Source organism: Streptomyces sp. NBC_00390, from assembly GCF_036057275.1.
Taxonomy (GTDB): domain Bacteria; phylum Actinomycetota; class Actinomycetes; order Streptomycetales; family Streptomycetaceae; genus Streptomyces.
Genome location: NZ_CP107945.1, coordinates 8,193,438 through 8,215,421 on the forward strand (window position 1 = coordinate 8,193,438; position 21,984 = coordinate 8,215,421).

The 21,984-nt window shown below is 68.4% G+C and carries 22 protein-coding genes and 6 pseudogenes; 20 read left to right on the top strand and 8 right to left on the bottom strand.

What is annotated here, in order from left to right; translation table 11 throughout:
- Positions 1 to 7 precede the first annotated feature (7 nt).
- Together OHS70_RS36580 and OHS70_RS36585 are read left to right on the top strand one after the other, a co-directional pair.
- A complete protein-coding gene (locus OHS70_RS36580; RefSeq protein WP_328404845.1) occupies positions 8 to 226 on the top strand; it encodes a hypothetical protein in 219 nt (72 codons plus the stop codon).
- A 357-nt stretch (positions 227 to 583) separates the two neighbouring features.
- Positions 584 to 1,078: a hypothetical protein gene (locus OHS70_RS36585; RefSeq protein ID WP_328404847.1), complete on the top strand. Its 495-nt coding sequence runs from the start codon at positions 584 to 586 to the stop codon at positions 1,076 to 1,078.
- Between the two features lie 62 nt (positions 1,079 to 1,140).
- On the opposite strand, the gene OHS70_RS36590 is transcribed toward OHS70_RS36585, so the two are convergent.
- Positions 1,141 to 2,085, bottom strand: a complete 945-nt coding sequence (locus OHS70_RS36590; protein ID WP_328406159.1) for a GlxA family transcriptional regulator — start codon at positions 2,083 to 2,085, stop codon at positions 1,141 to 1,143.
- 103 nt (positions 2,086 to 2,188) lie between these two features.
- On the opposite strand from OHS70_RS36590, the gene OHS70_RS36595 reads away from it, so the two are divergent.
- From OHS70_RS36595 to OHS70_RS36615, 5 genes are all read left to right on the top strand, one after another.
- Positions 2,189 to 2,782: an MBL fold metallo-hydrolase gene (locus tag OHS70_RS36595; RefSeq protein WP_328404849.1), complete on the top strand. Its 594-nt coding sequence runs from the start codon at positions 2,189 to 2,191 to the stop codon at positions 2,780 to 2,782.
- A 157-nt stretch (positions 2,783 to 2,939) separates the two neighbouring features.
- The gene (locus OHS70_RS36600) at positions 2,940 to 3,233 is read left to right on the top strand and encodes a hypothetical protein (protein WP_328404851.1); all 294 of its coding nucleotides are present in this window, start codon (positions 2,940 to 2,942) and stop codon (positions 3,231 to 3,233) included.
- A gap of 577 nt (positions 3,234 to 3,810) precedes the next feature.
- Positions 3,811 to 5,052, top strand: a complete 1,242-nt coding sequence (locus tag OHS70_RS36605; RefSeq protein WP_328404853.1) for a cytochrome P450, cyclodipeptide synthase-associated — start codon at positions 3,811 to 3,813, stop codon at positions 5,050 to 5,052.
- A gap of 110 nt (positions 5,053 to 5,162) precedes the next feature.
- Positions 5,163 to 5,555 (top strand): nuclear transport factor 2 family protein, encoded by a 393-nt coding sequence (locus OHS70_RS36610; protein ID WP_328404855.1) that lies wholly within the window; start codon positions 5,163 to 5,165, stop codon positions 5,553 to 5,555.
- A gap of 288 nt (positions 5,556 to 5,843) precedes the next feature.
- Positions 5,844 to 7,808, top strand: a complete 1,965-nt coding sequence (locus OHS70_RS36615; RefSeq protein ID WP_328404857.1) for an AAA family ATPase — start codon at positions 5,844 to 5,846, stop codon at positions 7,806 to 7,808.
- A 108-nt stretch (positions 7,809 to 7,916) separates the two neighbouring features.
- On the opposite strand, the pseudogene OHS70_RS36620 reads toward OHS70_RS36615, so the two are convergent.
- A pseudogene (locus tag OHS70_RS36620) lies at positions 7,917 to 8,381 on the bottom strand (GNAT family N-acetyltransferase); the annotation flags it as partial.
- 56 nt (positions 8,382 to 8,437) lie between these two features.
- On the opposite strand from OHS70_RS36620, the pseudogene OHS70_RS36625 reads away from it, so the two are divergent.
- The 4 genes and pseudogenes from OHS70_RS36625 to OHS70_RS36640 form a co-directional block, all read left to right on the top strand.
- Positions 8,438 to 8,691: pseudogene (locus tag OHS70_RS36625) on the top strand (IS5/IS1182 family transposase); the annotation flags it as partial.
- 689 nt (positions 8,692 to 9,380) lie between these two features.
- On the top strand, positions 9,381 to 9,848 hold the full coding sequence (locus tag OHS70_RS36630; protein WP_328404859.1) for a VOC family protein: 468 nt from the start codon (positions 9,381 to 9,383) through the stop codon (positions 9,846 to 9,848).
- Between the two features lie 21 nt (positions 9,849 to 9,869).
- Positions 9,870 to 10,058 carry a bleomycin resistance protein gene (locus tag OHS70_RS36635; protein WP_328404861.1) on the top strand — a complete coding sequence of 63 codons (189 nt, stop codon included), beginning with the start codon at positions 9,870 to 9,872 and terminating at the stop codon, positions 10,056 to 10,058.
- Between the two features lie 420 nt (positions 10,059 to 10,478).
- Positions 10,479 to 10,943, top strand: a complete 465-nt coding sequence (locus tag OHS70_RS36640) for a hypothetical protein (RefSeq protein WP_328404863.1) — start codon at positions 10,479 to 10,481, stop codon at positions 10,941 to 10,943.
- 244 nt (positions 10,944 to 11,187) lie between these two features.
- On the opposite strand, the pseudogene OHS70_RS36645 reads toward OHS70_RS36640, so the two are convergent.
- Positions 11,188 to 11,502: pseudogene (locus OHS70_RS36645) on the bottom strand (zinc-binding dehydrogenase); the annotation flags it as partial.
- Between OHS70_RS36645 and OHS70_RS36650 the strand changes: the two are divergent.
- From OHS70_RS36650 to OHS70_RS36670, 5 genes and pseudogenes are all read left to right on the top strand, one after another.
- A pseudogene (locus tag OHS70_RS36650) lies at positions 11,462 to 11,851 on the top strand (FAD-dependent oxidoreductase); the annotation flags it as partial. The pseudogenes OHS70_RS36645 and OHS70_RS36650 overlap by 41 nt on opposite strands.
- A gap of 53 nt (positions 11,852 to 11,904) precedes the next feature.
- Positions 11,905 to 12,162: pseudogene (locus tag OHS70_RS36655) on the top strand (recombinase family protein); the annotation flags it as partial.
- Between the two features lie 59 nt (positions 12,163 to 12,221).
- The gene (locus OHS70_RS36660; RefSeq protein WP_328404865.1) at positions 12,222 to 12,560 is read left to right on the top strand and encodes a helix-turn-helix domain-containing protein; all 339 of its coding nucleotides are present in this window, start codon (positions 12,222 to 12,224) and stop codon (positions 12,558 to 12,560) included.
- 163 nt (positions 12,561 to 12,723) lie between these two features.
- Positions 12,724 to 13,158, top strand: coding sequence for a VOC family protein (locus tag OHS70_RS36665; protein WP_328404867.1), 435 nt, complete (start codon positions 12,724 to 12,726; stop codon positions 13,156 to 13,158).
- Between the two features lie 84 nt (positions 13,159 to 13,242).
- Positions 13,243 to 13,542: pseudogene (locus OHS70_RS36670) on the top strand (hypothetical protein); the annotation flags it as partial.
- Between the two features lie 13 nt (positions 13,543 to 13,555).
- On the opposite strand, the gene OHS70_RS36675 reads toward OHS70_RS36670, so the two are convergent.
- Positions 13,556 to 14,464 (bottom strand): NAD(P)-dependent oxidoreductase, encoded by a 909-nt coding sequence (locus OHS70_RS36675; protein WP_328404869.1) that lies wholly within the window; start codon positions 14,462 to 14,464, stop codon positions 13,556 to 13,558.
- Positions 14,465 to 14,548: 84 nt separating this feature from the next.
- Between OHS70_RS36675 and OHS70_RS36680 the strand changes: the two genes are divergently transcribed.
- Both OHS70_RS36680 and OHS70_RS36690 read left to right on the top strand, forming a co-directional pair.
- Positions 14,549 to 14,920, top strand: a complete 372-nt coding sequence (locus OHS70_RS36680; RefSeq protein ID WP_328404870.1) for a winged helix-turn-helix transcriptional regulator — start codon at positions 14,549 to 14,551, stop codon at positions 14,918 to 14,920.
- 865 nt (positions 14,921 to 15,785) lie between these two features.
- Positions 15,786 to 16,175 carry a VOC family protein gene (locus tag OHS70_RS36690; RefSeq protein WP_328404872.1) on the top strand — a complete coding sequence of 130 codons (390 nt, stop codon included), beginning with the start codon at positions 15,786 to 15,788 and terminating at the stop codon, positions 16,173 to 16,175.
- Positions 16,176 to 16,918: 743 nt separating this feature from the next.
- Here the strand turns inward: OHS70_RS36690 and OHS70_RS36695 are convergent.
- The gene (locus OHS70_RS36695) at positions 16,919 to 17,527 is read right to left on the bottom strand and encodes a DJ-1/PfpI family protein (protein WP_328406161.1); all 609 of its coding nucleotides are present in this window, start codon (positions 17,525 to 17,527) and stop codon (positions 16,919 to 16,921) included.
- Between the two features lie 296 nt (positions 17,528 to 17,823).
- Positions 17,824 to 18,099, bottom strand: coding sequence for a helix-turn-helix domain-containing protein (locus OHS70_RS36700; protein ID WP_328404874.1), 276 nt, complete (start codon positions 18,097 to 18,099; stop codon positions 17,824 to 17,826).
- A gap of 64 nt (positions 18,100 to 18,163) precedes the next feature.
- Here OHS70_RS36700 and map point away from each other — a divergent pair, with 64 nt between their 5' ends.
- Positions 18,164 to 18,931, top strand: coding sequence for a type I methionyl aminopeptidase (gene map, locus OHS70_RS36705; protein WP_328404876.1), 768 nt, complete (start codon positions 18,164 to 18,166; stop codon positions 18,929 to 18,931).
- Between the two features lie 379 nt (positions 18,932 to 19,310).
- Here map and OHS70_RS36710 read toward each other — a convergent pair whose 3' ends face one another.
- The gene (locus OHS70_RS36710; RefSeq protein ID WP_328404881.1) at positions 19,311 to 19,835 is read right to left on the bottom strand and encodes a hypothetical protein; all 525 of its coding nucleotides are present in this window, start codon (positions 19,833 to 19,835) and stop codon (positions 19,311 to 19,313) included.
- Positions 19,836 to 20,032: 197 nt separating this feature from the next.
- Between OHS70_RS36710 and OHS70_RS36715 the strand changes: the two genes are divergently transcribed.
- Positions 20,033 to 20,560, top strand: a complete 528-nt coding sequence (locus tag OHS70_RS36715) for an SMI1/KNR4 family protein (protein ID WP_328404883.1) — start codon at positions 20,033 to 20,035, stop codon at positions 20,558 to 20,560.
- Positions 20,561 to 20,611: 51 nt separating this feature from the next.
- On the opposite strand, the gene OHS70_RS36720 is transcribed toward OHS70_RS36715, so the two are convergent.
- Positions 20,612 to 21,847 (bottom strand): DUF418 domain-containing protein, encoded by a 1,236-nt coding sequence (locus OHS70_RS36720; protein ID WP_328404885.1) that lies wholly within the window; start codon positions 21,845 to 21,847, stop codon positions 20,612 to 20,614.
- Positions 21,848 to 21,984: the final 137 nt, after the last annotated feature.

The window sequence follows — 21,984 nt, forward strand, 5'->3', positions numbered from 1 at the left end:
GCGGGGGATGCCGCTCACACAGATCAAAACGGAGTGGAACGGGGTGGAGAAGTTGGAATTCCTGGGGATCGTCGGGATCGGCATCATCGTGGTGTTCATCGCGGCGATAGGCGGAGCCGGCAAGCCGTCACGGAGGCGGCGGCGTGGCGGCTCGTGGCTGAGCGGTGACGGTGGCGGGTTCGGCTGCGGGGGCGGCTCGTCGTGCGGGGGCGGCGGAGGCGACTGACACCACGACCCGCATCGCCCACCGTCACCCGCTGTCGGACGGTAGGCGATGCCTCCGGGGCACAAGAGGGTCGGCCGGGGTGATGGCACCGGCAAGGGTGAGCCGGCCGACGAGGCTGACCGCTTGTCGAACCCCGCCGGGAACGGCATTGGCCCTGCCGGCTGCAAGCATTTTGTCGAGCGCCGGGTTCGCGACGGGCTCAGCGGCTCGGGATGAACATCGGGACCCGCCGCGCTCGGATCGCCGGGCCGGCGACCGCCTTCGCCCGCAGCCGGGCGCCATTCGGTTGTCTCATTGCACAGTCGTGGACCTTGAAGCATGATCATTGATCACTGACGGTACGGACGGCAGGACGGCATGAACGACGTGGACCTCCCCGGCGCCCCGGTCGTGGAGCTCGACACCGACGGCGGCACGCTCGATGTGTCCGGGCCCGGCATCCCGCACGTACGACTGGTCCGTGCTGCCGGGGCGAGGGTGGACCCGCACATTCCGATCGGGACCCGGGACCCCGCACTGCTCACGCTCACCGTCGACGGTGTGGCCGCGCGCATCCTCCCCGCCAAGGGGCGGATCTCCCGGCGCTCCTACCGGGTGGACGCGGCGGCCGGCGGCACCGCGTACCGGCTCGTGCCCGCCTCGTACGCCGACAGCCGGTTCCTCAAGGACGGCCGGCGGCTCGGACGGCTCGACTCGACCGGTGACGGGACGGTCGGCGCCGAATGGCACGATGACGCCACAGTGCGGCCCCAGGACGTCGCCGTCGGTACCGCACTGGCCGCGGCCTTCGGGACCGGGGCCGCACCGTGGTGGGAGACCATGCTGGACGTCATTGCAGACCTCGTCCCGTAGAACCCGGGGTTCAGCTGTCCCGGACCCCTGCGGGCGAGAACGGCACCGACTCCCCCGGCTCGCTACGGCGCATTGGTGAAGGAGCGGCGGTAGGAACGGGGTGGCACACCCCGGCGGCGCACGAACTGTTCACGCAGGACGGCCGCGCTTCCGTATCCGACCCGGTGGGCGATCTCCTCGATCGGCAGGTCCGTGGTTTCCAGAAGTTCCTCCGCGCTGCTCAGTCGCAGGCTCCGGAGCCAGGCGTGCGGGGTGGTGCCGGTCGCGGCGGCGAAGCGGCGGGCGAAGGACCGTTTGCTCATCACGGCGCGACGGGCCAGTTCCGCGACGGGAAGCGGTTCATGGAGGTGCTCGCGGGCCCAGGCGAGCACCTCGGCGAGACGCTCGTCCCGGCAGTCCTCGGGGACGGGGGAGGCCAGGTACTGGGCCTGCCCGCCGTCCCGGTGGGAGGGCAGCACCATGTCGCGTGCGACGGCGTTGGCCATCGCGGCCCCGTACTCCCGCCGCAGCAGATGCAGGCACAGATCGAAACCCGCAGCGGCTCCGGCACCTGTGATGACCCGCCCTTCGTCGATGTACAGGGCGTCGGGATCCACAACGACGGCCGGGTGGCGGCCTGCCAGCAGTTCGGCGAACCGCCAGTGCGTGGTGGCCCGCCGGCCGTCGAGCAGCCCGGCGGCGGCGAGCGCGAACGCGCCGACACAGTGGGCCGCGACCAGTGAGCCGCTCTCGTGTGCGGCCGACAGCGCGTCAAGTACAGCGGGACCGGGTGGCGTGCGGAAGCCGGCCCAGGGCAAGGCGATCACCAGATCAGCGGCAGCCAGCCGGTCCAGGCCATGCGCGATCACGATCGGCACGCCGAGATCGGTGGCGACCGGCCCGGGCCGGTCGCTGCACAGCGCGAAGTCGAAGCCGGGCAGTCCCTCCCCGTGAGGGCCGAACACCTCAGCCACGATGCCGACGGCGAGCATGCCGACACCAGGGGGGACGTACGCGGCAACGGTCATGAAGGGCGGCACAGAAGCAGTGTGGCACGGTTGGCACCAATCCTGCGATCAGCGGCAGCAGTGCCACTCGTGAGCGGCCCGCCTGCCCGGAAGGATGAGGGCCATGACAGACGCACCGCTCGGCCGCAGCGCCGTGTACACGATCCTGACCACCGGTTACGTCGGCTCCACCGGGCCCGGAGTCGCCGCCACCGTCTCGTATGTCACCGACGGCGACCGGCATGTGATTTTCGACCCCGGCATGGTGGCGAGCCGCGACCACATCCTCGGCCCACTCGCGGAGTTGGGGCTCGGCCCCGACGACATCACCGACGTGGTGCTCAGCCACCACCACCCGGACAACACCATGAACGTGGGCCTGTTCGGCCGGGCCCGGGTCCACGACCACAAGGTGGAATACCAGGGCGACCAGTGGACGAACCGGGACGCGGAGGGCTACGAGCTCACCCCGTCCCTGCGGCTGATCCGCACCCCGGGACACAGCCTCGAGGACATCACCCTGCTGGCCGGCACGGACACGGGAATCGTGGCGTTCGCCGGCGACCTGTGGTGGCACTCGGACGGCCCGGCGGACGACCCTGTAGCCCCGGACCGCGAGGTGCTACGTGCCTCCCGGCTCCGCGTGCTGGCTGCCGCGGACCTGATCGTGCCCGGCCACGGCAGCCCCTTCAAGGCCGACATCACAGCACCAAGCTGACGACGCCGGCGGCAGGTCGAGCGTGTCGCACTCGGGATCTCCGTGGCGCCAGACTGCCTTGATCTGCTCGCCCGGGACGTGGCCGCGGTGGTGGATCGCTACTTGCACAGGCATCCCGTGGCGGGCCATATCCGAGCAGCGCGGGCCGTGTGGCCGGGTGTACGACCTGTTCCGCCGCTGGCAACGGGACGGCACCCGGCACCGGATCTTCACCCACCTGAAGGCCCGGGTGGACGCGAAGGACCTGATCACCTGGTACATCAATGTCGACTCCACGATCGTGCGCGCCCACCAGCGTGCAGCCGGGGCGCGGAAATGGGGGACCTGCAGAAGGAGCCGCCCTGCGGAGTCACTTCAGCCGGACGATCGCGGGCTCGGGCGCTCGCGCGGCGGCCTGACCACCAAGCTGTACTTGGCCGTTGGGCAAGGCCGGAAACCATGTCAAGCGTGATCACTGCCGGGCAGCGGGGCGACTCGCAGCAGTTCGGGTCGGTCTCGGCGGCATCCGGGTTCCCCGTGGGCAGGACAGCCACGGCAGCGACGCTACCGATGAGTTGGCCCCTCATCCTTCGATAAGCGCTTCAGTGCTGCAACGGTTCTTTTCGTGACTGCTGGTCGGGTCGGGCCGAGTGAGAAGCCCTCCCCACGACCGGAACCAGTGCCGCCGTTCGCTCATCCTGTACCCCGGGTGGGCCTGCTTGCTTGCCCTCTCACGGACGCAACAGGTGGGGGTGGGGGCGCATCACACGGCAGGTCACGCATTCCGACCAGGCTACGGGCGTTGCCGACTGCGGCACTCGACTCCTACGTGCCGCCCGGACTTCCGTCTGCCCGCGGTACCCGGTGGTCCTGGACTCCAGTGAGTCGTTCCTTGCCGTCGGCAGCCCCGGGAAACCGTGGGCAGACCTCGCCGACCGGTTCTCCCTTGCGGCGTGCTGCCCGGCTTCGCTGCGGCCGCTGACGGTCCACCTCCCGTCTCCCCGGTACTTGTTCCTTCCCGGCACTGCGCACTTCGAGAGGTCTTCACCATGCCCGTGGTCATGCCCCGTTTCGGCATCCTGTCCGACGACTTCGCCGCCGACCCCTACCGATACTTCGCCGGGCTGAGGGAGCAGGCTCCGGTGCACTACGAACCGGCGATCGACAGCTATTTCCTCTCCCGCTACCAGGACGTGAAGCGGGTGCTGACCGACCATGAGGCGTTCTCTACTCAGATGCTGCAGGTGCGCGCCGAGCCGGTGATGCGCGGGCCGGTCCTCGCCCAGATGACCGGGGCCGAGCACACCGCCAAGCGAAAGATCGTCGTCCGGGGTTTCACCGGGCAGGCCCTGCAAGACCAGATTCGCGCCGTCCACGCCAACGCCGCCGAACTCATGGCACCCTTCCTTTCCCAGGGCCGGGTGGACCTCGTCAACGACTTCGGCAAGCCCCTCGCCGTGCACGTGACGCTCGATGTCCTCGGTTTGGACAAGAAGGACTGGCAGCAGGTGGCTGCCTGGCACAGCGGGGTCGCCGAGTTCATCACCAGCATGACTCTCACCACCGAGCGTCGCCGGCACTGCCTGGACTGCGCGGAGCAGTTGGAGGCCTACCTCGTTCCCGTCATCGAACAGCGGCGCAGCCACCCCGGCGAGGACCTGATATCGAAGCTGTGCACCGCCGAGTTCGACGGCATCGCCATGAGCAATCGCGACGTCACCGCGCTGATCATCAACGTCCTGGCTGCCGCCACCGAGCCCGCGGACAAGACCCTCGCCCTGCTCTTCAAGCACCTGATCGACCACCCCGAGCAGATGGCCCAGGTCCGCCAGGCCCCGACCCTGCTGGCCGCCGCGATCGCCGAGACCCTGCGCTACACCCCGCCGGTCCAGCTCATTCCCCGCCAGGCGGAGGAGAACGCCGTGTTCGCCGGCACCACCGTCCCGGCAGGCGCCACCGTCTTCTGCATGATCGGCGCGGCCAACCGCGACCCCGATGCCTTCACCGCCCCGGACAACTTCGACATCCACCGCCCGGACCTGGGCACCGCCCGCTCCTTCACCGCCGCCGCCCAGCACCTGGCCTTCGGTACCGGACTCCACCAGTGCGTCGGCGCGGCCTTCGCACGCGCCGAGATCGAGACCGTAGCCGCAATGCTCCTGCCCCTGCTCGACCAGGTCCGCTACAGCCCAGGCTTCCGCTACCAGGAGACCGGCCTGTACACGCGAGGCCCCGCCTCCCTGGCCCTGGACTTCACTCCCGTCCACGACGCCGGCACCGGCCACGACTGACGGCCGTCCCTGACCCCCGGCCTCTCCCATCGGCCTGGCGTCCTGTCCTCCACGGTTCCAGCAGCCAGGACCGACTCCATGCCCCTACTCTTCTTCAGGCGAATACAGCGATGACAACGACCGACATCACCCGAGCCATCAACGACTTGCTGTTCACCCCGGGCCTCGACCTCGCCGAAGCCCTCGACCGGCACTTCACCCCCGACTACCGCCAGCGCACCGACGGCGTGTGGAGCGACCGTGCCGCCTTCACCCAGCACATCACACGCCTCCGCTCCCTGATCCGCAGCGGCCACATCGAGGTCCACGACGAACTCCGCAACGGACTGCGCTACGCCGACCGCCACACCGTCACCCTCACCCAGCACAACGGCCGGACCTCCCGCACCGAGGTCTACCTCTTCGCCCAGCTGGCCCCCGACGGCCGCTTCCAACGCGTCGAGGAAACCACCCTCCTGACCACCGGACATCCCGACGACGGGAACCTCGGGCTCATCAAGTGACATGGACAGGGCCTCCGTTAGGATCTCCCCGGAGTAGCGACCCCGGAGGGGGAATCGGCCCCCGAAGCGCCGGATGCGACACCTCTTCACACCCGTGCGCGGCACAGCCTCGACCAGCCGGAGCAGGTTGGTGCACAAGGAGCTCGGACCACCACCCTGCGTAACTCGTGCCGGTGGCTGTCACCGCGGGGCCCGATGGGTGTCTTCGGGCATAGCTGTCCAGTGCTGGAGCAAAGGGGGATGGGAGCCGCCATGGTGTCCGTGGGAGAGAGACTGAGCAGAGCGCGCGTGCGGGCCTTCATCGGCCGGGACGAGGAACTCGAGCGCTTCGAGGAGGCCTTGGCCGGCGATCCGCAGGCACCGTTCGCGTTCTATGTGTGCGGGCCGGGCGGCATCGGCAAGTCGACTCTGGTGCGGCGTCTGGCGGACCACGCTCGTTCGGCGGGCCGGCTGCTCGTCGAACTCGACGGCCGTTTCGTCAGCCGGGACCCGGCCGATTTCGAGCACGCTGCCGGCCCTTTCCTGGATGTTCCGGGCACGGTCCTGCTTGTCGACTCCTTCGAGCACTGCCAGTGGCTGGAGAGCTGGTTGTGGCACCACTTTCTGCCCCGCGCCGCGGACGACACCCTGGTCGTCCTGGCCGGACGGCGCCCTCCGCAGCCGCAGTGGACCGCCGACCCCGCCTGGTCCCGGCTCTTGCACGTGACCGAACTGGAGCCGTTCTCCGCGGAACAGGCCCGGAGCCTGCTGGTCGCGGCGCAGATCCGGCCCGAGTTGCGTGACCGGGTGCTCCGCTTCGCCGGCGGCAACCCGCTGGCCCTGTCCCTTGCGGCCGCCACAGGATCGGCGGGCTGCGCCCGGGAGGAGATATGGGCCCCGACGGCGGACGTCCTGCGAACCCTGTTGGCAGGGCTGATCGGCGAGGTCCCCACGGCTGCCCACCGCCGCGCCCTGGAGGTGGCGGCACAAGCGCACTCGACGTCCGAGGAACTGCTGTCCTCGGTTCTGCCCGAGGAAGACGCCCATCTGCTCTTTTCCTGGCTGAGGGACCTGCCCTTCATGGAGTCCACGCACCGAGGGCTGCACCCGCACGACGCCGCACGCGAGACGCTGGCCGCCGACCTGCGCTGGCGAGCACCCCATGCCTATGCGACGATGCGTCAGCGATTGGCGGACGAGTACCTGCGCCTCCTGCGCGAGGCACCCGAGGAGCGGGTGTGGACCGTCACCGACGAACTCTTCTACCTCTTCAAGGAGGTGGAAACCCTGGCGCGCGTGCGGACCTGGTCCCGCGAGGACGAGGTGCACGACCGTCCGCTCCACCCGGAGGACCTCGATGTCGTGCTGCGCATGGCCGAGGAGACCGAAGGGCCCGCCTCCGCGGAACTCGTCCGCTACTGGGCGCAGCGCCGGCCGCAGGCGTTCAGCGTCTACCGTCTCGTGAGCACGGGCCGGATCGTGGCCTTCACGGCCCGACTCGTCCTGCCGGCCCCACCCGACCCCCAGGACCTGGCCACGGATCCCGTCGTCGCCGCCGCGTGGCGGTACACCGACGCCACCGCCCCGGTGAGCCCCGGCGAACACATCGGCATCAGCCGCTTCTCGATCTACCCCGAGCGGTACCAGGTCCCCTCACGCGTCATCGACCTGAGCAGTTCCCGCGCCCAGGCGGAAGCCGCCCGTGCCCGCGGCCGCGCCTACGGCTTCGCCGTCTACCAGGATGCCGACACCTGGGCCGAGCGCGTCAAGGGCTCCCTCACGGACACCGGGGCACGACCACGAGTCGGCGAGCACACCTACGGGCTGTTCAGCGTCGACTGGCGCCAGGTGCCCGTGGAGACCTGGCTTCTCCGCTTCATATCGGCGACCGACGCACCGGTCCCGTCCGCCCCGTCGGCCCTGTCGCGTACCGCGTTCGACCAGGCCGTACGCGAAGCCCTGGCGCACTGGCGCGATCCGGGTGCCTTCGCAGCTTGTGCCCTGATGCGCACGCGTCTCGCGGCCGACCTCGGTGATCCCGTCGAGGAGTTGCGTGCCCTGTTGCGCCAGGCCGTCGATGAACTCGCCCATGACCCGCGTGGAGTGCGAGCCCGCGAGGCCCTGACCGCGGGGTACTTCTCCGGTGCACCCACCCAGGAAGCCGCCGCCCGCCGCCTGGGCCTTCCGTACGGCACCTACCGTCGCCACCTCCGCCAGGGCCTGGACCTGCTCTGCGAAGCCCTGTGGCAGCAGGAGCTGCACGGCCCTCGATAGCAACCGAAGCCGCACGCTTCGGCAGTTGCGGGTGGACGGGTGCGGACAGCAGTGGACGGTCCCCGCCCCTGTCGGGCCCGGAAATTGGACACCGTCCACGCGCCGCGCGACCGCGGCGGATGCGGGATTCCCCGGCTCCACCTGGATCACCGCCTCCTGCCCGCCCTCATCGGCCGCGTACCGCGACGCCAGGAGGACCGCGCGGGTGGCCAGGCCACGCCCCCTCCAGGACGGGTGGAGGCCGTAGGCGACATTCACCTGGCCGGGAGCCAATCCCTCTCCTGCGAACCGCAGGTCGATCGCCCCCGCAAGCGCCTCGTCGGCACCTACCCGGATGCCGAAAGCGCGGAGCGGCCCGGCGGTGTCCCACTGTTCCCGGCAGTGCCGGAAGTACGCTTCGACGTTCTCGCGCGTGCCGGGACCGCCGTTGAGCCAGCGAACCAGCAGCTCATCCTCCCCCGTGAGATGCGCCTCCACATCGTCCAGGCACAGCGGCGACAGAGTGATGATCCCGTCGGACAGCCTCACTTCATGCATCCGCCGATTCTTGACGCCGAAGCTGCGCCGCACCATCGGATTCCTGTGGGACGTCGCCCAGAGCCACTCCACCAACAGTGGATGATCTCGGTGTGGCTGGTGTGATCACGGCGTCGGAGCGCTCTCGGACAGCACCGTTCACCGGGCTGAGTCAGCGCTGTTTCTGCAAGTTGCTGACCGCGCCACGCCGCGGCGCGAAGCCGCCGACGCGGTCCGCAGGGGACAGCCGTGGAGCATGCCGTTGGAGGATCGGGTCCTGGTTGTCCGTGCGTACCGCCTGACGCTGCGGCAAGCCCCTCTGTACGGCATCTCGAAGTCCGCGGCCGCCCGCAGGATCTCCCAGTTGTCGATGGCGGTGCGCCGATAGGCGGGGGGCACCAGATGGTTGAAGCCCCAGAGAAGTTCAACAGTGCAATGACCACCTGGCAGGAATGGCATGACGCCCGCTGGGGCCGTCTGCGCTGCACGATCGCCGAGGCTGACCTGATCCGTCATCTCGACCTCGACGGCGGGCCGTTGCGCATCCTTGATCTCGCTGGCGGGGATGGCTGCGACACAATGCGCCTCGCTGCCCGCGGGCTACCTGTCCGGCCGGCCGAATCAGGCCGCCGAAAGAACTCACGACCCGTCACGAAAGTTCGAGGTCAGTGCGTTTACCAAGTCTCGACGTCTGGGTGGGTCCCGTGCCACCGCTTCCTACGAACCCCAGACCCCCGGGGTGCAGCCACGGGACGCACCCCGGGGTTTTTCCGGGGTGCATCGTGTATCCCAGCGGTCTAACGTGGAGATATAGGTGGCACGGGGTCGACACACTGCAACAAGCTGCCCAAGGACGGGCACTTCGCTGCTGGGGAGCAGCCGGAACTCCTCGTGGAAGAGTTGCGCACGGCCTTCCGCTCCCTCCGGTGGACCATGCCCGACCGATGACACATGCCCTCGCGCGGCGGGGCGTCAATACCGAGCCGCTCGGCCGCCCAGAGCTGCGCGGCCACGTCGTCCTCATGGATTTCTGGGCATCGGGCGCAGGAGAACGATATGAGCACTCAAGAGCAGGGCGGCGTCAAAGAGCCGACCGTGGATATGAAGATCGAGGTCCACATCATCCCGGTCGCTGACGTCGACCGTGCCCTGGGCTTCTACCAGAGCCTGGGATGGCGGCTCGATGCGGACTTCGAGGCCGGCCCAGAATTCCGGATCGTTCAGCTGACGCCGCCTGGTTCGGAATGCTCGATCATCTTCGGCCGCGGGGTCACCTCCGCGGCGCCTGGATCCGCAGAGGGCTACCTCGTGGTCTTCGACCTCGACAAAGCCCGCACCGACCTCGGCAGCCGCGGTGTTGAGGTAAGCGAAATCTTCCACAAGATCTACGACTCCGGCGCTGAAGTACGGGTCGACGGCCGTGATCCGGACGGCCGCAGCTACGCCTCCTACGCCTCGTTCAGCGACCCGGACGGAAACGGGTGGCAGCTGCAAGAGGTGCAGGAGCGACTGCCTGGACGGTGACGAGGCAGGAGGCCTTTTTCCGTGGACGTAGCCGCGTTGGCAGAGCTTCTGCACGAGACGGCGGAGCACCATGGCCCGTACGAGGCATCCGCCCCCGAGCACGACTGGTGGGACTGGTATGCCGCGTACATGGTCGCCCGTGAGAACGGCCGGAAACCCGATGAGGCGTCCGACGACGCCGCGCGCCACATGGAAGCACTATTGCAATAGTGGCCGGCTGCGAGGGTGTCTCTCCGCAAAGGCATCGGGCCCCTCATATGCCTGACCTCAGGCTTTCACCAGTGGCAGCGGGTCCTACCGCGTGTCCGCGTCGAGGCCGCGGCCGCGGCGTGGCCCGGGAGGCCGCCTTGGCAACCGCCTGCTTCGCAGCGGGTTTCGCTGGTGCTGCGGTTGCGCGTCAGTCTCCTTCGAGGAGTGGGGGAGGCGCGGGCACTGGGCCCGTGGCAGTGCCAGGGGAGGTGCTCACGCTTCTTCGGCGAGCGTGACGGATTTCAGGGGCGCGAGTGGGGCGGCGGACACTGGAGGACCTGTCCGGTCGACCCGTCCAGTCGGCCGCACGTCGTCCGTGATCCGAGTGGTCCGGTGCCTGTGGCTGTTTGGGTGCGGGCAGCTGCGGGGATTGCGTGGACCATGATCCGAACCATTGTGCGCGGCTGCGCAGCGGGGGCTGCGGGGACGACCGCGTTGAACGCCGTGTCCTATGCCGACATGGCTTTGCGCGGCAGGCCCGCCAGCACTGTGCCGGAAACTTTGGTGGACACGATCGCTACCCGGATGGGACTTCCGCTCCGGGACTCGGCCGACAAGGGCAACCGACTCGTCGGTCTCGCAGCGGTGACGGGTGTCGCGGTGGGGTGCGGGGCGGGCGCCGCTGCAGCGCTGGTCCATGGGGCAGGCGCTCGGATGCCCCTGTGGTTGGGAGGGGCTCTTACCGGAGCATTGGTGATGGTCGTCGGCGACGTGTCGATTGCCCGCCTCGGGATCAGCGATCCTCGCACTTGGTCAGCCGGCGACTGGGCCTCGGACGTGGTACCGCACCTTGTTTTCGGCCTGGTCACCTACGGCCTGGTGACCGCATGGGATCAGCAGCCGTGACCTTCGCCGCGACCATCTGACCTGCTTGGTGGGTCGGCGCAGCCTCGGGCCTGCGCGAGATGCCTGGGAGTGCCCTGGTCTCGGGGCAGTCGGCTCACGTCCCGACCGCGCCGTGGGCGGCCCATTCACCGACTCCAGCCCTCCCCTGTGGGGTGCCACCCAGGGAGCCGAACACGGCGGCACAAGGCAGCTCCCCATGGCTAAGGCGCAGGGGTGAGAAGGGCGTCGGTGAAACGGCTCGTTCCTAAGCGACCGTGAGCACGATCTTGCCCTGGATGTGCCCTCGGGCGGCGCGTTCGTGTGCGGCTCGGGCATCCGCGAGCGCAAACGTGCTGTCGATCGCGACGCGGACCGTGCCCGCGTCGAGCAGGCGTCCCAGTTCGGCAAGCTGCGCGCCGTTCGAGCGGACCTGGGTGCCCGTGACTGTGACGCCCAGCTTCTCGGTCTCTTCTTCGTCGAATTCGCCGAAGAACACGGGGAACTGGGACCCGCCGCGCTTGAGCGTGCGCAGGAAGCGCTTGCCGTCGGGGCCACCGACGGCGTCGAGAACGAGGTCGACGATCGTGATCGGCGGGGGGCCGGTCGGCGAGAACGTGGCCGAACGCGCCCGCGCCGCAGGGCTCAGCACCGTGATCGTGGAGCGCGAACTCCTCGGCGGGGAGTGTTAGTTCTGGGCCTGCGACCCGAGCAAGGCGCTGCTGCGGCCGGTGGTGGCACGCGCGGACGCCAGCCGCATACCCGGACTGGACCCGGCAGTGGCCGGTCCGCTGGACGTCCAGGCGGTCTTCGCACACCGCGACAAGATGTCCTCGTACTGGAAGGACGAGGACCAGGTCGACTGGCTGAACTCGGTCGGTGTCGACCTCATACGCGGCCACGGCCGCCTCACCGGCCCCAAACAGGTGAGTTCTTCGCAAAGACACCTTCGCGAAGAACTCTTTGCGCTCCACTGGCCTGCAAGGTGACGCCGCCGACCTTCTTGCCCCCGTCCCGGCTGTGCGGGGCGCGCTCGTCGGGTACGCCCGCGTCTCGACCAAGGGCCAGTTGCTCGACCGAGATCCACGCCCTCACCGAAGCGGGCTGCATCCGGATCTTCGCCGACAAGAAGTCCGGCAAGAACGCGGAGCGCGAGGAACTGCGGAAGGCCCTTGACTACCTCCGTGAAGGGGACGCCCCTGTCGTGCCCTCCCTTGACCGGCTCGGCCGCTCCATCCAGGACCTCACCGCCATCGTTTCCGGTCTGCGCAAGCTCGGCATCGGCTTCACCTCCCTGCACGAATGCTCGACACCACCACGCCGGGCGGGCGACTGGTGTTCCACGTCTTCGCCGCCCCGGCGGAGTTCATCCGCGTGCTCATCGTCCAGGGCACCAACGAGGGCCTGGAAGTCGCCCGGGTCCGCCGCGCCCGCCCGCCGGCCATGACCGAGGAACAGATCCGTCACGCCCGGGATCTGCTGACCCGCCCGGGGAATACCGTCACCTCGATCGCCAAGCTCCTGGGCGTCTCCCGCCACACGTTCTACAAGTACGTGTCCGAGTTGCAGGGTGGCCGTGCCGCGCTCATCGAGACGGCCGGCGTGCCCGCGCTGCCCCGTCCCGCCCAGTCGGCCGAGTGATCAACAGCTACCGCCAATTTCCGTTCCGGTACTCCCCAGTGGCCGGATCGTCATCCCGCGACTCAAGGTCCCACTTATCGCCGAGAGCCGGCCGCATGCGCCACAGCCTGGCCAGGGGCGGGCCCGTGGAGACAGCGAAAGACCCCGCCTCTATGGTGGACCGATGGCATCGGTCAAGCAGTTCCAAGTCACCTTCGACTGCGCAGAACCTGAGCGCGTCGCTCGTTTCTGGTGCGAGGTGTTGGGGTACGACGTACCGCCGCCACCGGAGGGGTTCGCTACTTGGGACGATTTCGATCGCGCGCTGCCGCCTGAGCGTCAGGGTTCGGCGTTCGCATGCATTGATCCCTCAGGTGTGGGCTCGCGACTGTTCTTCCAGCGCGTTCCCGAAGGCAAGGTCGTCAAGAATCGGCTGCATCTTGACGTGCGGGTCGGCATCGGGCTCGTGGGTGAAGAGCGCCTGGCCGCACTTGAGGCCGAGTGCGCACGACTGGTCCCGCTCGGCGCGGTACGCGTGCGACTACTGCTTGCCGATGGAGTCAACGAGTCGTGCCTCGTGATGCAGGACATCGAGGGCAACGAGTTCTGTCTCGACTGAGTGGCCGCGAACGTGGCACCTTCGCGAGTCGACTGGTGCAGTTCGCCATCACGAGGGTCGCCGACCCGCGGCGCGCCATTGATGGCCCACCGACGGTTCATGGTCTGGTCGCGGGCCGGGGCCTGGGGTCCGGCTCCATGAAGCGGTTCTGCACCAACTCGATGACGCAGGTCTCATCGATGTCTCCCGGGTCCAGCGAGCGGTGGGCCGCCGCAGATGCTGCCATGGCAGACACCTCGCCGCGCGGCCGACCCAACCTCATGGCTGTCCGGATACCGCAGGCTCAGCCCCCGTTACGAACGCCAGCCCCGAAACTACCTGGCCTTTCTCGGCCTCGCGGCGGCCCTGTGCTGCTGCAAGCGACTTCTGGGCCTCACCACATAGGACACCGTGGTAATCAGCGCGGCTCTCGGATGCTGTCGATGATGCGGGTCCAGTTGTCGCTGCCGTGTCCGTCCTCAATCGCGCGCCGATAGTGGGCCTGCACGGCCAGTGGGAGCGCGAGGTTGAGGCCGAGTGACGTGCTGGTCTCGACGATGTGGTCGGACGTCGCACCCATCATGGTGACCGTACTGAGGTCGCCGGGATGCCTTCCAGCATCCAGCGCGGCGCCGGGGTTTTCTTCGCCGGCCCGCAGGATGTCGCCAATCGAGTCGGCGGAGGAGAGCAACTCCGGCAGCGCTTGCTGGGCCTTCATTCCTGCGGTGCTCAGCATCGCGGTGGCGTGCATCAGTCCGGACAGGGTGGTGAGGAACACCACGAGTTGGGCTTGATACATCATCTGGGCGAGGCCCGGGTCCTCGCCCAGGTGCCTTGGTGTTCCGAGCAGTGTCAATGTCGCCAAATGCCTCTTCATCACCTGGTCGCGGCCGCTGTAGTAGACATAGGCTGCCTCTGTGCCGACCATTGGCGCGGGGGCCATGACACCTCCGGTGAGGAAGGTGGCGTCGTGGCCCGCTGCCCAGGTTGCTGCCTCGCGTGTGCGGTCGGGAGTGTCGGAGCTCAGGTTGACCAGCGTCCGCCCGGCGAGCGATTCGGTGGCGCTGTCGAGGACGTCGTACATCGCCTGGTAGTCGGTGAGGCTGAGGATCACGAGGTCACTCGCTTCGACCGCCTCGCTTGGTGTCGCCGCGAGCGTTGCTCCCTCTGCCACGACGCCGTCGGCCCGACTGGCGGTGCGGTTCCAGACGGTGACCGGGTGGCCGGCTGTGAGGAGGGTGCGGGTCATCGCCTGGCCCATCGGGCCAAGCCCGATCACGGTGACAGCGCTGTCTTGCCTGGTGGTGTGGTTCGGTTGTTCGTTCACCCCTCCATACTCAGAGAGCGCCACTACTCTCGGAAGTACCTACTGTTTTCTGCGGTACTTACCTTTTCGTAAGGGAGATCAGTGATGGCCAAGGCGCCGAGATGCGGGCCTTACATCTGCGGCATCGACGCTGCGCTCGACGTGGTGAGCGGCAAGTGGAAGGGACTGATTCTCTGGGAACTCGACGCCCATCGCGTACGCCGCTTCGCCGAGCTCCGTCGCGGTCTGCCTGGAGTGAGCGAGAAGATGCTGACCCAGCACCTGCGTGAGATGGAGGAAGACGGACTCGTGCACCGGGAGGTCTATGCCGAGGTGCCGCCACGGGTGGAGTACTCCCTGACCGAGCACGGGCGCACGCTCAATCAAGCGCTCGGGCCGCTCGGCGCCTGGGGGAGTGAACGGATGCGTCGCGAAGGCTCCGAGGTGGTCGACGTAGCCGAGACCTCACACGGCTAGTGCTGTGACCGGACAGGTTCGCCGGGGCGTGTACGAAGGACGGACCGCGATAGGCGCGGGGAGGCGGGCGATGAGTGACAACTACCTGACGGTGGCCCAGCACGGATGCGGGGGATCGTGCTGCGGCGGCGCTGGCCCGGATGCTTCCCGACGACGCCCGCCGTGGTCTGGAAGCCCAGTGGCACGACAGCGTCGAAGTTGTCTACTGCGGCTCCAACCTGGAGAGGATCTCCTGTCCGCATTGCGGTGCGTAGTTCGCATCCGGCTGGTGGGGTGAGGCAGTCTCGGAGCGCTACGACGAGGGCTTCCAGACGCTCATGGCAACGGTTCCCTGCTGCGACGTCGAGACGTCGCTCAATGAGCTGGTCTACGACTCGCCGATGGGGTTCGCGCGGTTCAGGATCGAATCATGTATCCGAACCGAGCATGGCTGACCGATGAGGAACTGGCTTCACTCACGGACGCGCTCGGACACCCCCTTCGGCAGATCCTCATCCACATTTAGTGCTGTGACCAGGCAGGTTCGCCCTCCGGTCAGGCTGCGGCTGTGAGAGGGCGTCCGCCCCGGCGGATGCCCTTCTCGCTGCGGATGCGGGCGCGTTCCTTGCGTTGGGCGGCGAGGACGTCGGGATGACTGGGCCGTCGAGAGGACGGTCTCCTGGCTGGCCGGATGACGACGCCTGCACCGCCGCTACGGACGCAAGGCCGAGCACTTCCTCGCCTTCGTCGGCATAGCCGCAGCCCTCGTCAACTACCGCCGACTCACCTCGTAGACAACAGCGACTAGGATCTACGGTGACATCGCGTGTCGATCACCGGCTGGGTGAGGCATGGAGGTGTCAGGAGATGCCCTCGGAGGCATTCCTTGTCAGTTGAGTTGAACCACACGATCGTCCACGCCCGGGACAACCGGGAGTCCGCAGAGTTCTTCGCGGACCTGCTGGGCCTTGAGATCACCGCCGAGTGGGGCCCGTTCATCGCGGTCGACCTGAGCAACGGTGTCACGCTGGACTTCGCCACGATCCCCGCGGACAAGATCACTCCCCAGCACTACGCTTTCTTGATCTCTGAAGAGGAGTTCGACGCGGCGTACGCGCAGATCAGGCAGCGTGGCATCGAGCACTACGCCGACCCGCGCCAGCAACAGCCCGGCACGATCAACCACAACGACGGCGGCCGCGGCGTGTACTTCATGGACCCGGTGGGCCATGCCATGGAACTCATCACCGTGCCGTACGGCGGCTGGACCTCGTAAGCGCATGTGCCGAGGGCCGCACCCCAGCACCGGGTGCGGCCCTCGACCGCTGCCTGTGCCCGAAGTGCTCGCGGCCGGCGCCCTGCGACTACCTGCCTCGCCGCCCGGCGGGTAGCTTGCCCTCCGTGGTTGGCACCGAACGCTGGCAGAGGACCCATCAGCCATCACCAGCACCAAAGGAAACGCTGTCTGAGCATCGAGCTCGGTAACGGCGGCGAGAACGTCGACCTCTATTCCTCGCCCCCGCTCGTCGGCCACAGCTTCAAGGGCGCAGACATCAGCATCGGCGCCACCACCGCAAGGCCGACCCTCGGCACCCCAGACAGCGACCGGACACTGGCGCCCCTTCCTGGTTCCGGCCCGGTTCCCGGCGAGGCCGAGTGTGCCGAGAAGATGCGGCAACTGGAAGCGCAGAACGACGAGTTACACGACTACCCGGTCAACGAATGCCAGATCATGGTTCGGTCCGGCACCAGCCGCACGTGCCCGGTCACGACCCCGTCGCTCCCGCCGTGCGACTTCGCGCAGAGCCAACCACGGGCCGGCCAGCTCCTCGATCAACTCGGCCAGATGTCCACGGGAGATGCCCGTGAAGACAGGCTGCGAGAGAGTCGCACGGCCCGACCGGGCGAGAGCACCGCAACATACCCGCGCGTACGTCAGACATGCCGCCGCGCCCTCAATGCGCTCTCAGGAGTCGTCGCCATGACCGCAGGTGGCCCCGATAGGCTGATCGCGGGGAGTCAGGGCAGTGCAACCTCGCCCGCGTGGACGGCACGCAGGGCGCGCTCGACAGTCTCCTGGGTTTCGCCGACCGGGGCGACGTATTCGATGACGTCGCGTGCGGCGCTTTCACCGAGCATTCGGGTGATCACCCACGTGGCGAGATACTGGGACGCCAGGCAACCACCCGCCGTAGCGATGTTCCCCTCCGCGTGGAACGGCGCGTCCAGCACGGTGACGTCGCAGGCTTCGACAAAGGGCCGGCTCTTCATGTCCGTGCAAGCCGGCATGCCATCCAGCAACCCGAGCCGGGCGAGCACCAGCGCGCCGGAGCACTGCGCACCGATCAGCTGTCGCGAAGGGTCGAGGAGCAGCCTGGCGATCAGCCGGTCGTCGGCGACCACCTCTCGCGCCTTCACCCCGCTACCGATCAGCACGATGTCGGCTTCGGTCACGAACTCCATCGGGCGCTGCCCGGTCACCTCGACGCCGTTCATCGACGTGACCACCGGCGCCGGCGTCGTGATGAAGGCCTCCAGGCCGTCCTTACGGCACCGGTTGATCAGCGCGGAAGCGATGAAGCTGTCGAGTTCGTTGAACCCGTCGAAGGTGACCACGGCTACCTTCATCACAACTCCTTCAAGTACGGCATGAGATCTGCAGTCTCCCCGGCGTGCCGTTCCGACGACGGCCAATCAGCGGCTGGTGGCCTGCCTACGCCGCTCTGCGTCTCGAGCGCCGAGCCCGAGTACCCGTAACAACTGTCCCGCCGACCTTCTGACGTCCCGAGGCTCGCCCGGCTCAGTTCAGCGACAGCACAGCCCTCGTAACCTCGCCGCCACCCTCGAACGGCTCGGCGTCGACCGACAACTCGAGGAGGCCCTTACTCACGGCGCCAACCCCGCTCCGCATCGTCCTCGACGGTTCACGCCGACATTGCCTGGCCACCGCAGTCACTGTCTTGCGCGCAGGCAGTCGCCAATTCGTCCAAGGACACCTCCAGCGCTGCGGCCAGGGCCGCCACGGTGAAGAACGCCGGAGTCGGCGCCCGACCGGTCTCGATCTTGCGCAGCGTCTCTGCCGACACCCCCGCCGCTGCGGCGATCTCCACCATGCTGCGATCGCCGCGTGCCTGACGCAGCAGCGCGCCGAACCGCTCTCCGCGCTGCCGCTCCCATGGAGTCAAAGGAGTTCTCACCATGGCCGTGATACTAATACCGGTATAAGAATTGGATGTCGAGGCGTGAGACAGGGAGCCGCAGGACATGGTGGAGATCAAGACCGACACGGCACTGGACTCGATGCGTGAAGCCGGGCGCGTCGTGGCCCACGCCCTCGCCGCCGTCCGGGAAGCCGCAGACATCGGGGTCTCGCTGAAGGAGCTGGACGAAGCAGCCCGCACCGTCCTGGCGAAGGCCGGAGCACGCTCGCCCTTCCTCGGCTACCGGCCCTCCTTCGCCCCCACACCCTTCCCGGCGGTGATCTGCACATCGGTCAACGACGCCATCGTCCACGGCATCCCCACCGACTACCGCCTGCGTGACGGCGACCTGGTCAGCATCGACTGCGGCGCGGAACTCGATGGCTGGACCGGCGACGCTGCCATCAGCTTCACCGTCGGCACCCCACGACCCGCCGACCTGGAGCTGATCAACGCCACCCAGCGCGCTCTCGACGCCGGCATCGCCGCAGCCAACCCCGGCAACCGTATCGGCGACATCTCCCACGCCATCGGCACCGTCGCACGATCAGCACGCTGCGGCATGCCCGCCGACTTCGGCGGCCACGGCATCGGCCGCCGCATGCACGAAGACCCCCACGTCCCCAACCGAGGACGCCCCCGCCGCGGCTTCCCCCTCCGCCACGGCCTGACCCTCGCCATCGAGCCCATGTTCATGGCCGGCGGACGCGACAACTACCGCACCGGCACCGACGGCTGGACCCTGCACACCATCGACGGCAGCCGAGCAGCCCACATCGAGCACACCGTCGCCATCACCGAAGAAGGCCCCCGCATCCTGACCCTGCCCTGATCCGAACAGCGAACCGTCGCACCGCCGGCCTTTCCCACGCGAACCTGCGTGTTCACCACGAGCCCGTGGGTCCAGGCCCGCAAACCGATGCATGAGAACCGCGATTTCCCGCTCAACCGCCTTCAGTTTTCGCGAACGCGCGGGCCTCCCGGCCTCCGGACTCCTATCCCTGACACCAGCCGCAAAATGCCGGTCGGGGCTTCGTGGCCACGGCCTTCTTGGGCTGGCCGGGCACGGTCCTGAGCGACACCTGAGCCGTCCACGCGGCCCGACGGTACCGGCGGCACAAGCGGGAACGGCGGGCAATGGTGGCCTCTTCGGCGGCACCAGCTGGCTCACAGGGCTCTCGGCGGACTGATCGTGTGCTGTGGGTGACCGCTCAGGCGCCGAGACTCTGGATGGTTTCCTTCACCAGACGGTTGCCCTTGGGCGCGTACCACGAGGTGTACGACGACAGCTTGGCAACCGCCGCGCCCAGCCACTCGGGATCACCGAGCCGGTTCAGTGCCTTGGCCTCGGTGATCTGGTCGAACAGCGCCTTCAGCACAATGACGTGGCCGGCTGTATAACGGCGCTCGTGATGCGTGTACCGCACCGACCACAGCTCGTACGGATGGCGCAGGATGCCGTGCAGGGAGCAGCCGTCACGGCCCATGTCAGCACCGGTCGCGAAGGCCCCGACGAAGCCTCCGGCAGGGGTGGCGTGCCACCTCCGGTATGCGGCTCGCACCTTCAGCTCCACGAACTGGGACCACCCGACCGTGAGCAGAGGTGCCGCCTCCCCGCGCCGGCGGTGCTCCAGGCCCTCGGGCATGAACACGATTGACAGGCCCTCCTTCCGCGTCGGGTCCCCGATCACCCACCGGTCCCCGATCAACTCCAGCGGCCCGAGGTGCTGCGCCATGGCCTCTCCCTCTGCCCTGCCCCCTGTCCGACCAGGAACATAACCGACGCCCGGAGACCGACCGCCGGCCGTGCGTCCTCGATCGTGTGAAGCGCCCGACCGGCTCCGTCGAAATTCTTGTGATGGGGTCGGCAGTCCCCTGGCGCCAGATCTTGACCGCTTGCCGCCGAAGCCTGACCGGTCGCTAACCTGTGCGCGTGACGTCCACCGATGATCGACAGTTCCCTGCCGCGCTCGCGGCCGCGATAGCGGTTCCGTTCGACTACAACGGCGTAGAGGGTGTCGACTTCGAACCTTTCCCGGCCCTCCTGTCCGCCGAGGACACCACTGACTGGTTCCGGGCATGGACCGGCAACGGGGAGCTGAGTGGCGACGACTTCCGCATATTCGGCCAGGACGGCTCCGGCGGATATGCGGCGTTCTGGCTGATCCGTCCGAACAGGGCACTGGTCGACCAGCCCGTTGTCTTCCTCGGCTCCGAGGGCGAGACCGGTGTCGTCGCGCGCGACCTGGGCGACTTCCTGTGGCTTTTGGCCGATGGCCTTGGCCCCTGGGAAGCCGCCACCCCGTACGAGAGCGACCGAGTGCCATGCCCCAACCAGGAGCTGACGGTCATCGCGGAACGGTTCGCGCCGGACCGGCGCCGGTCAGCCGCTGCCGTGATTGAGCAAGCCACCCGGGAGTTCCCCGACTTCGACGACACCATCATGGAGCTCTGCCGCTGAACCCGGCAGGCACACTGCCCTGGGCACCCACGCTTTCGTTGTCTCCGCCGGTCATTTGATCAGGCGGGCGGGTGCGGTGCTGGCGCGTAGCAGGTACTCCAGTGGTCCGCGCCGGAAGAACCGGGTCCAGACGAGGGCCAGCAGCATGGCCCCGACGGCGAAGCAGATGAACGCCGGCAGGGTGGCGGAATCCGGCAGGTCCTCGATGCCCAGGGCCTTGATGGCGATGATGTGGCCGACATACGCGGTCAGGGCGATGGAGCCGACCGCGGTGACGGGCGCGGCGAGCCACCGCAGGCGCGCCGACCGGTTGGTGGCGACGAGACACGCGGCCAGGACCGCCAGGGCGACGCCGGTGTTGCCCGCGATGGACCAGGTCGTCTGGCTGTGCGGCGCGGCCACCAGCAGCCAGGCGGGAACACCCGGGGTCGGGTCCTCACCCACGCCGTCGGACCACCAGGCCGATGCCGCCGCCGAGGTGTCTGTGGCCGCATTCACGTCGGCCTGTGCGCCCGGGACGAAGCGCAAGGCCAGCCACGAGCCTCCGTAACCGAGCACGGCCAGCGCCACGCCGTACATGGCGAGCTTGCCGAGCATGCCGGGTCGGCCGAGGTCGAGCTTGGCCAGCGCCATTCCGGCGATGATGAAAGGCAGCCAGGTCAGCACCGGGTACGGGCCGGTGATGAACAGCTCGATGACACCGTCCGTGTCGGTGACCCGGGCCAGCGGATCGTAGTCGATGACGGCATCCGCCCAGTTCCCGTCCTCCACCGCGATCCGGATCAGATACAGCACCTGGGGCAGGACGAGCGTCATCGCCGCGGCGATGACGGCCAGGGTGGCGGCCCGCAGCCGGTACAGCGGCAGCGCGAGGACGAAGAGCAGCCCGTAGGCGGCAAGAATCACGTCGACATCGGTGTCAAGAGCGACCAGGGCGTATCCCACGGCAACCAGAACGACGGAGCGGATCAGCACCCTGCCCATCGCCTGCCGACCCGCGCGCCCGGTCCGCGGCTGGGGCCAGCCGGTGAGGAGAATCAGACTGAACCCCGCCAGCAGAGCGAACAGGGCAGCGGACCGTCCACGCGCCAGCTCCATCACGAAGCCCAGCGCCCCGCCCTCCGACGGCTCGGGGCCGACGTGCGCTGCGTACATGCCCAGGATCGCCAGACCTCGGGCCAGGTCGAGACCGATCAGCCGTCCCGTCGACGACGTGGCGAAGTAGGAGTCTGTCCCGGCCGCCGGTGCGGTCCCGGACTGCACGGCCGGTGATACGTCGTGGGTCACTACTCCAGGATTGAGAAAGCTGCTCCCTTCAACCATCCGGCAGATGTCCGGAGCCACCCCCGCCGACAGGCTGGCCCAGCCCGTGCCGCACGGTCGCAGCCGGTGTCGGGCAGGCGAAGTTCGTACCCGCCGTCGGC

Bases quoted from the DNA above. Each gene is read 5' to 3' on its own strand.
- OHS70_RS36700 (WP_328404874.1), bottom strand. From the start codon at position 18,099: ATGGTGAGAACTCCTTTGACTCCATGGGAGCGGCAGCGCGGAGAGCGG.
- OHS70_RS36710 (WP_328404881.1), bottom strand. From the start codon at position 19,835: ATGGCGCAGCACCTCGGGCCGCTGGAGTTGATCGGGGACCGGTGGGTG.
- OHS70_RS36660 (WP_328404865.1), top strand. From the start codon at position 12,222: ATGCTCGACACCACCACGCCGGGCGGGCGACTGGTGTTCCACGTCTTC.
- map (WP_328404876.1), top strand. From the start codon at position 18,164: ATGGTGGAGATCAAGACCGACACGGCACTGGACTCGATGCGTGAAGCC.
- OHS70_RS36665 (WP_328404867.1), top strand. From the start codon at position 12,724: ATGGCATCGGTCAAGCAGTTCCAAGTCACCTTCGACTGCGCAGAACCT.
- OHS70_RS36585 (WP_328404847.1), top strand. From the start codon at position 584: ATGAACGACGTGGACCTCCCCGGCGCCCCGGTCGTGGAGCTCGACACC.
- OHS70_RS36695 (WP_328406161.1), bottom strand. From the start codon at position 17,527: ATGAAGGTAGCCGTGGTCACCTTCGACGGGTTCAACGAACTCGACAGC.
- OHS70_RS36640 (WP_328404863.1), top strand. From the start codon at position 10,479: ATGATCCGAACCATTGTGCGCGGCTGCGCAGCGGGGGCTGCGGGGACG.
- OHS70_RS36590 (WP_328406159.1), bottom strand. From the start codon at position 2,085: ATGACCGTTGCCGCGTACGTCCCCCCTGGTGTCGGCATGCTCGCCGTC.
- OHS70_RS36680 (WP_328404870.1), top strand. From the start codon at position 14,549: ATGGCCAAGGCGCCGAGATGCGGGCCTTACATCTGCGGCATCGACGCT.
- OHS70_RS36610 (WP_328404855.1), top strand. From the start codon at position 5,163: ATGACAACGACCGACATCACCCGAGCCATCAACGACTTGCTGTTCACC.
- OHS70_RS36595 (WP_328404849.1), top strand. From the start codon at position 2,189: ATGACAGACGCACCGCTCGGCCGCAGCGCCGTGTACACGATCCTGACC.
- OHS70_RS36580 (WP_328404845.1), top strand. From the start codon at position 8: ATGCCGCTCACACAGATCAAAACGGAGTGGAACGGGGTGGAGAAGTTG.
- OHS70_RS36605 (WP_328404853.1), top strand. From the start codon at position 3,811: ATGCCCGTGGTCATGCCCCGTTTCGGCATCCTGTCCGACGACTTCGCC.
- OHS70_RS36630 (WP_328404859.1), top strand. From the start codon at position 9,381: ATGAGCACTCAAGAGCAGGGCGGCGTCAAAGAGCCGACCGTGGATATG.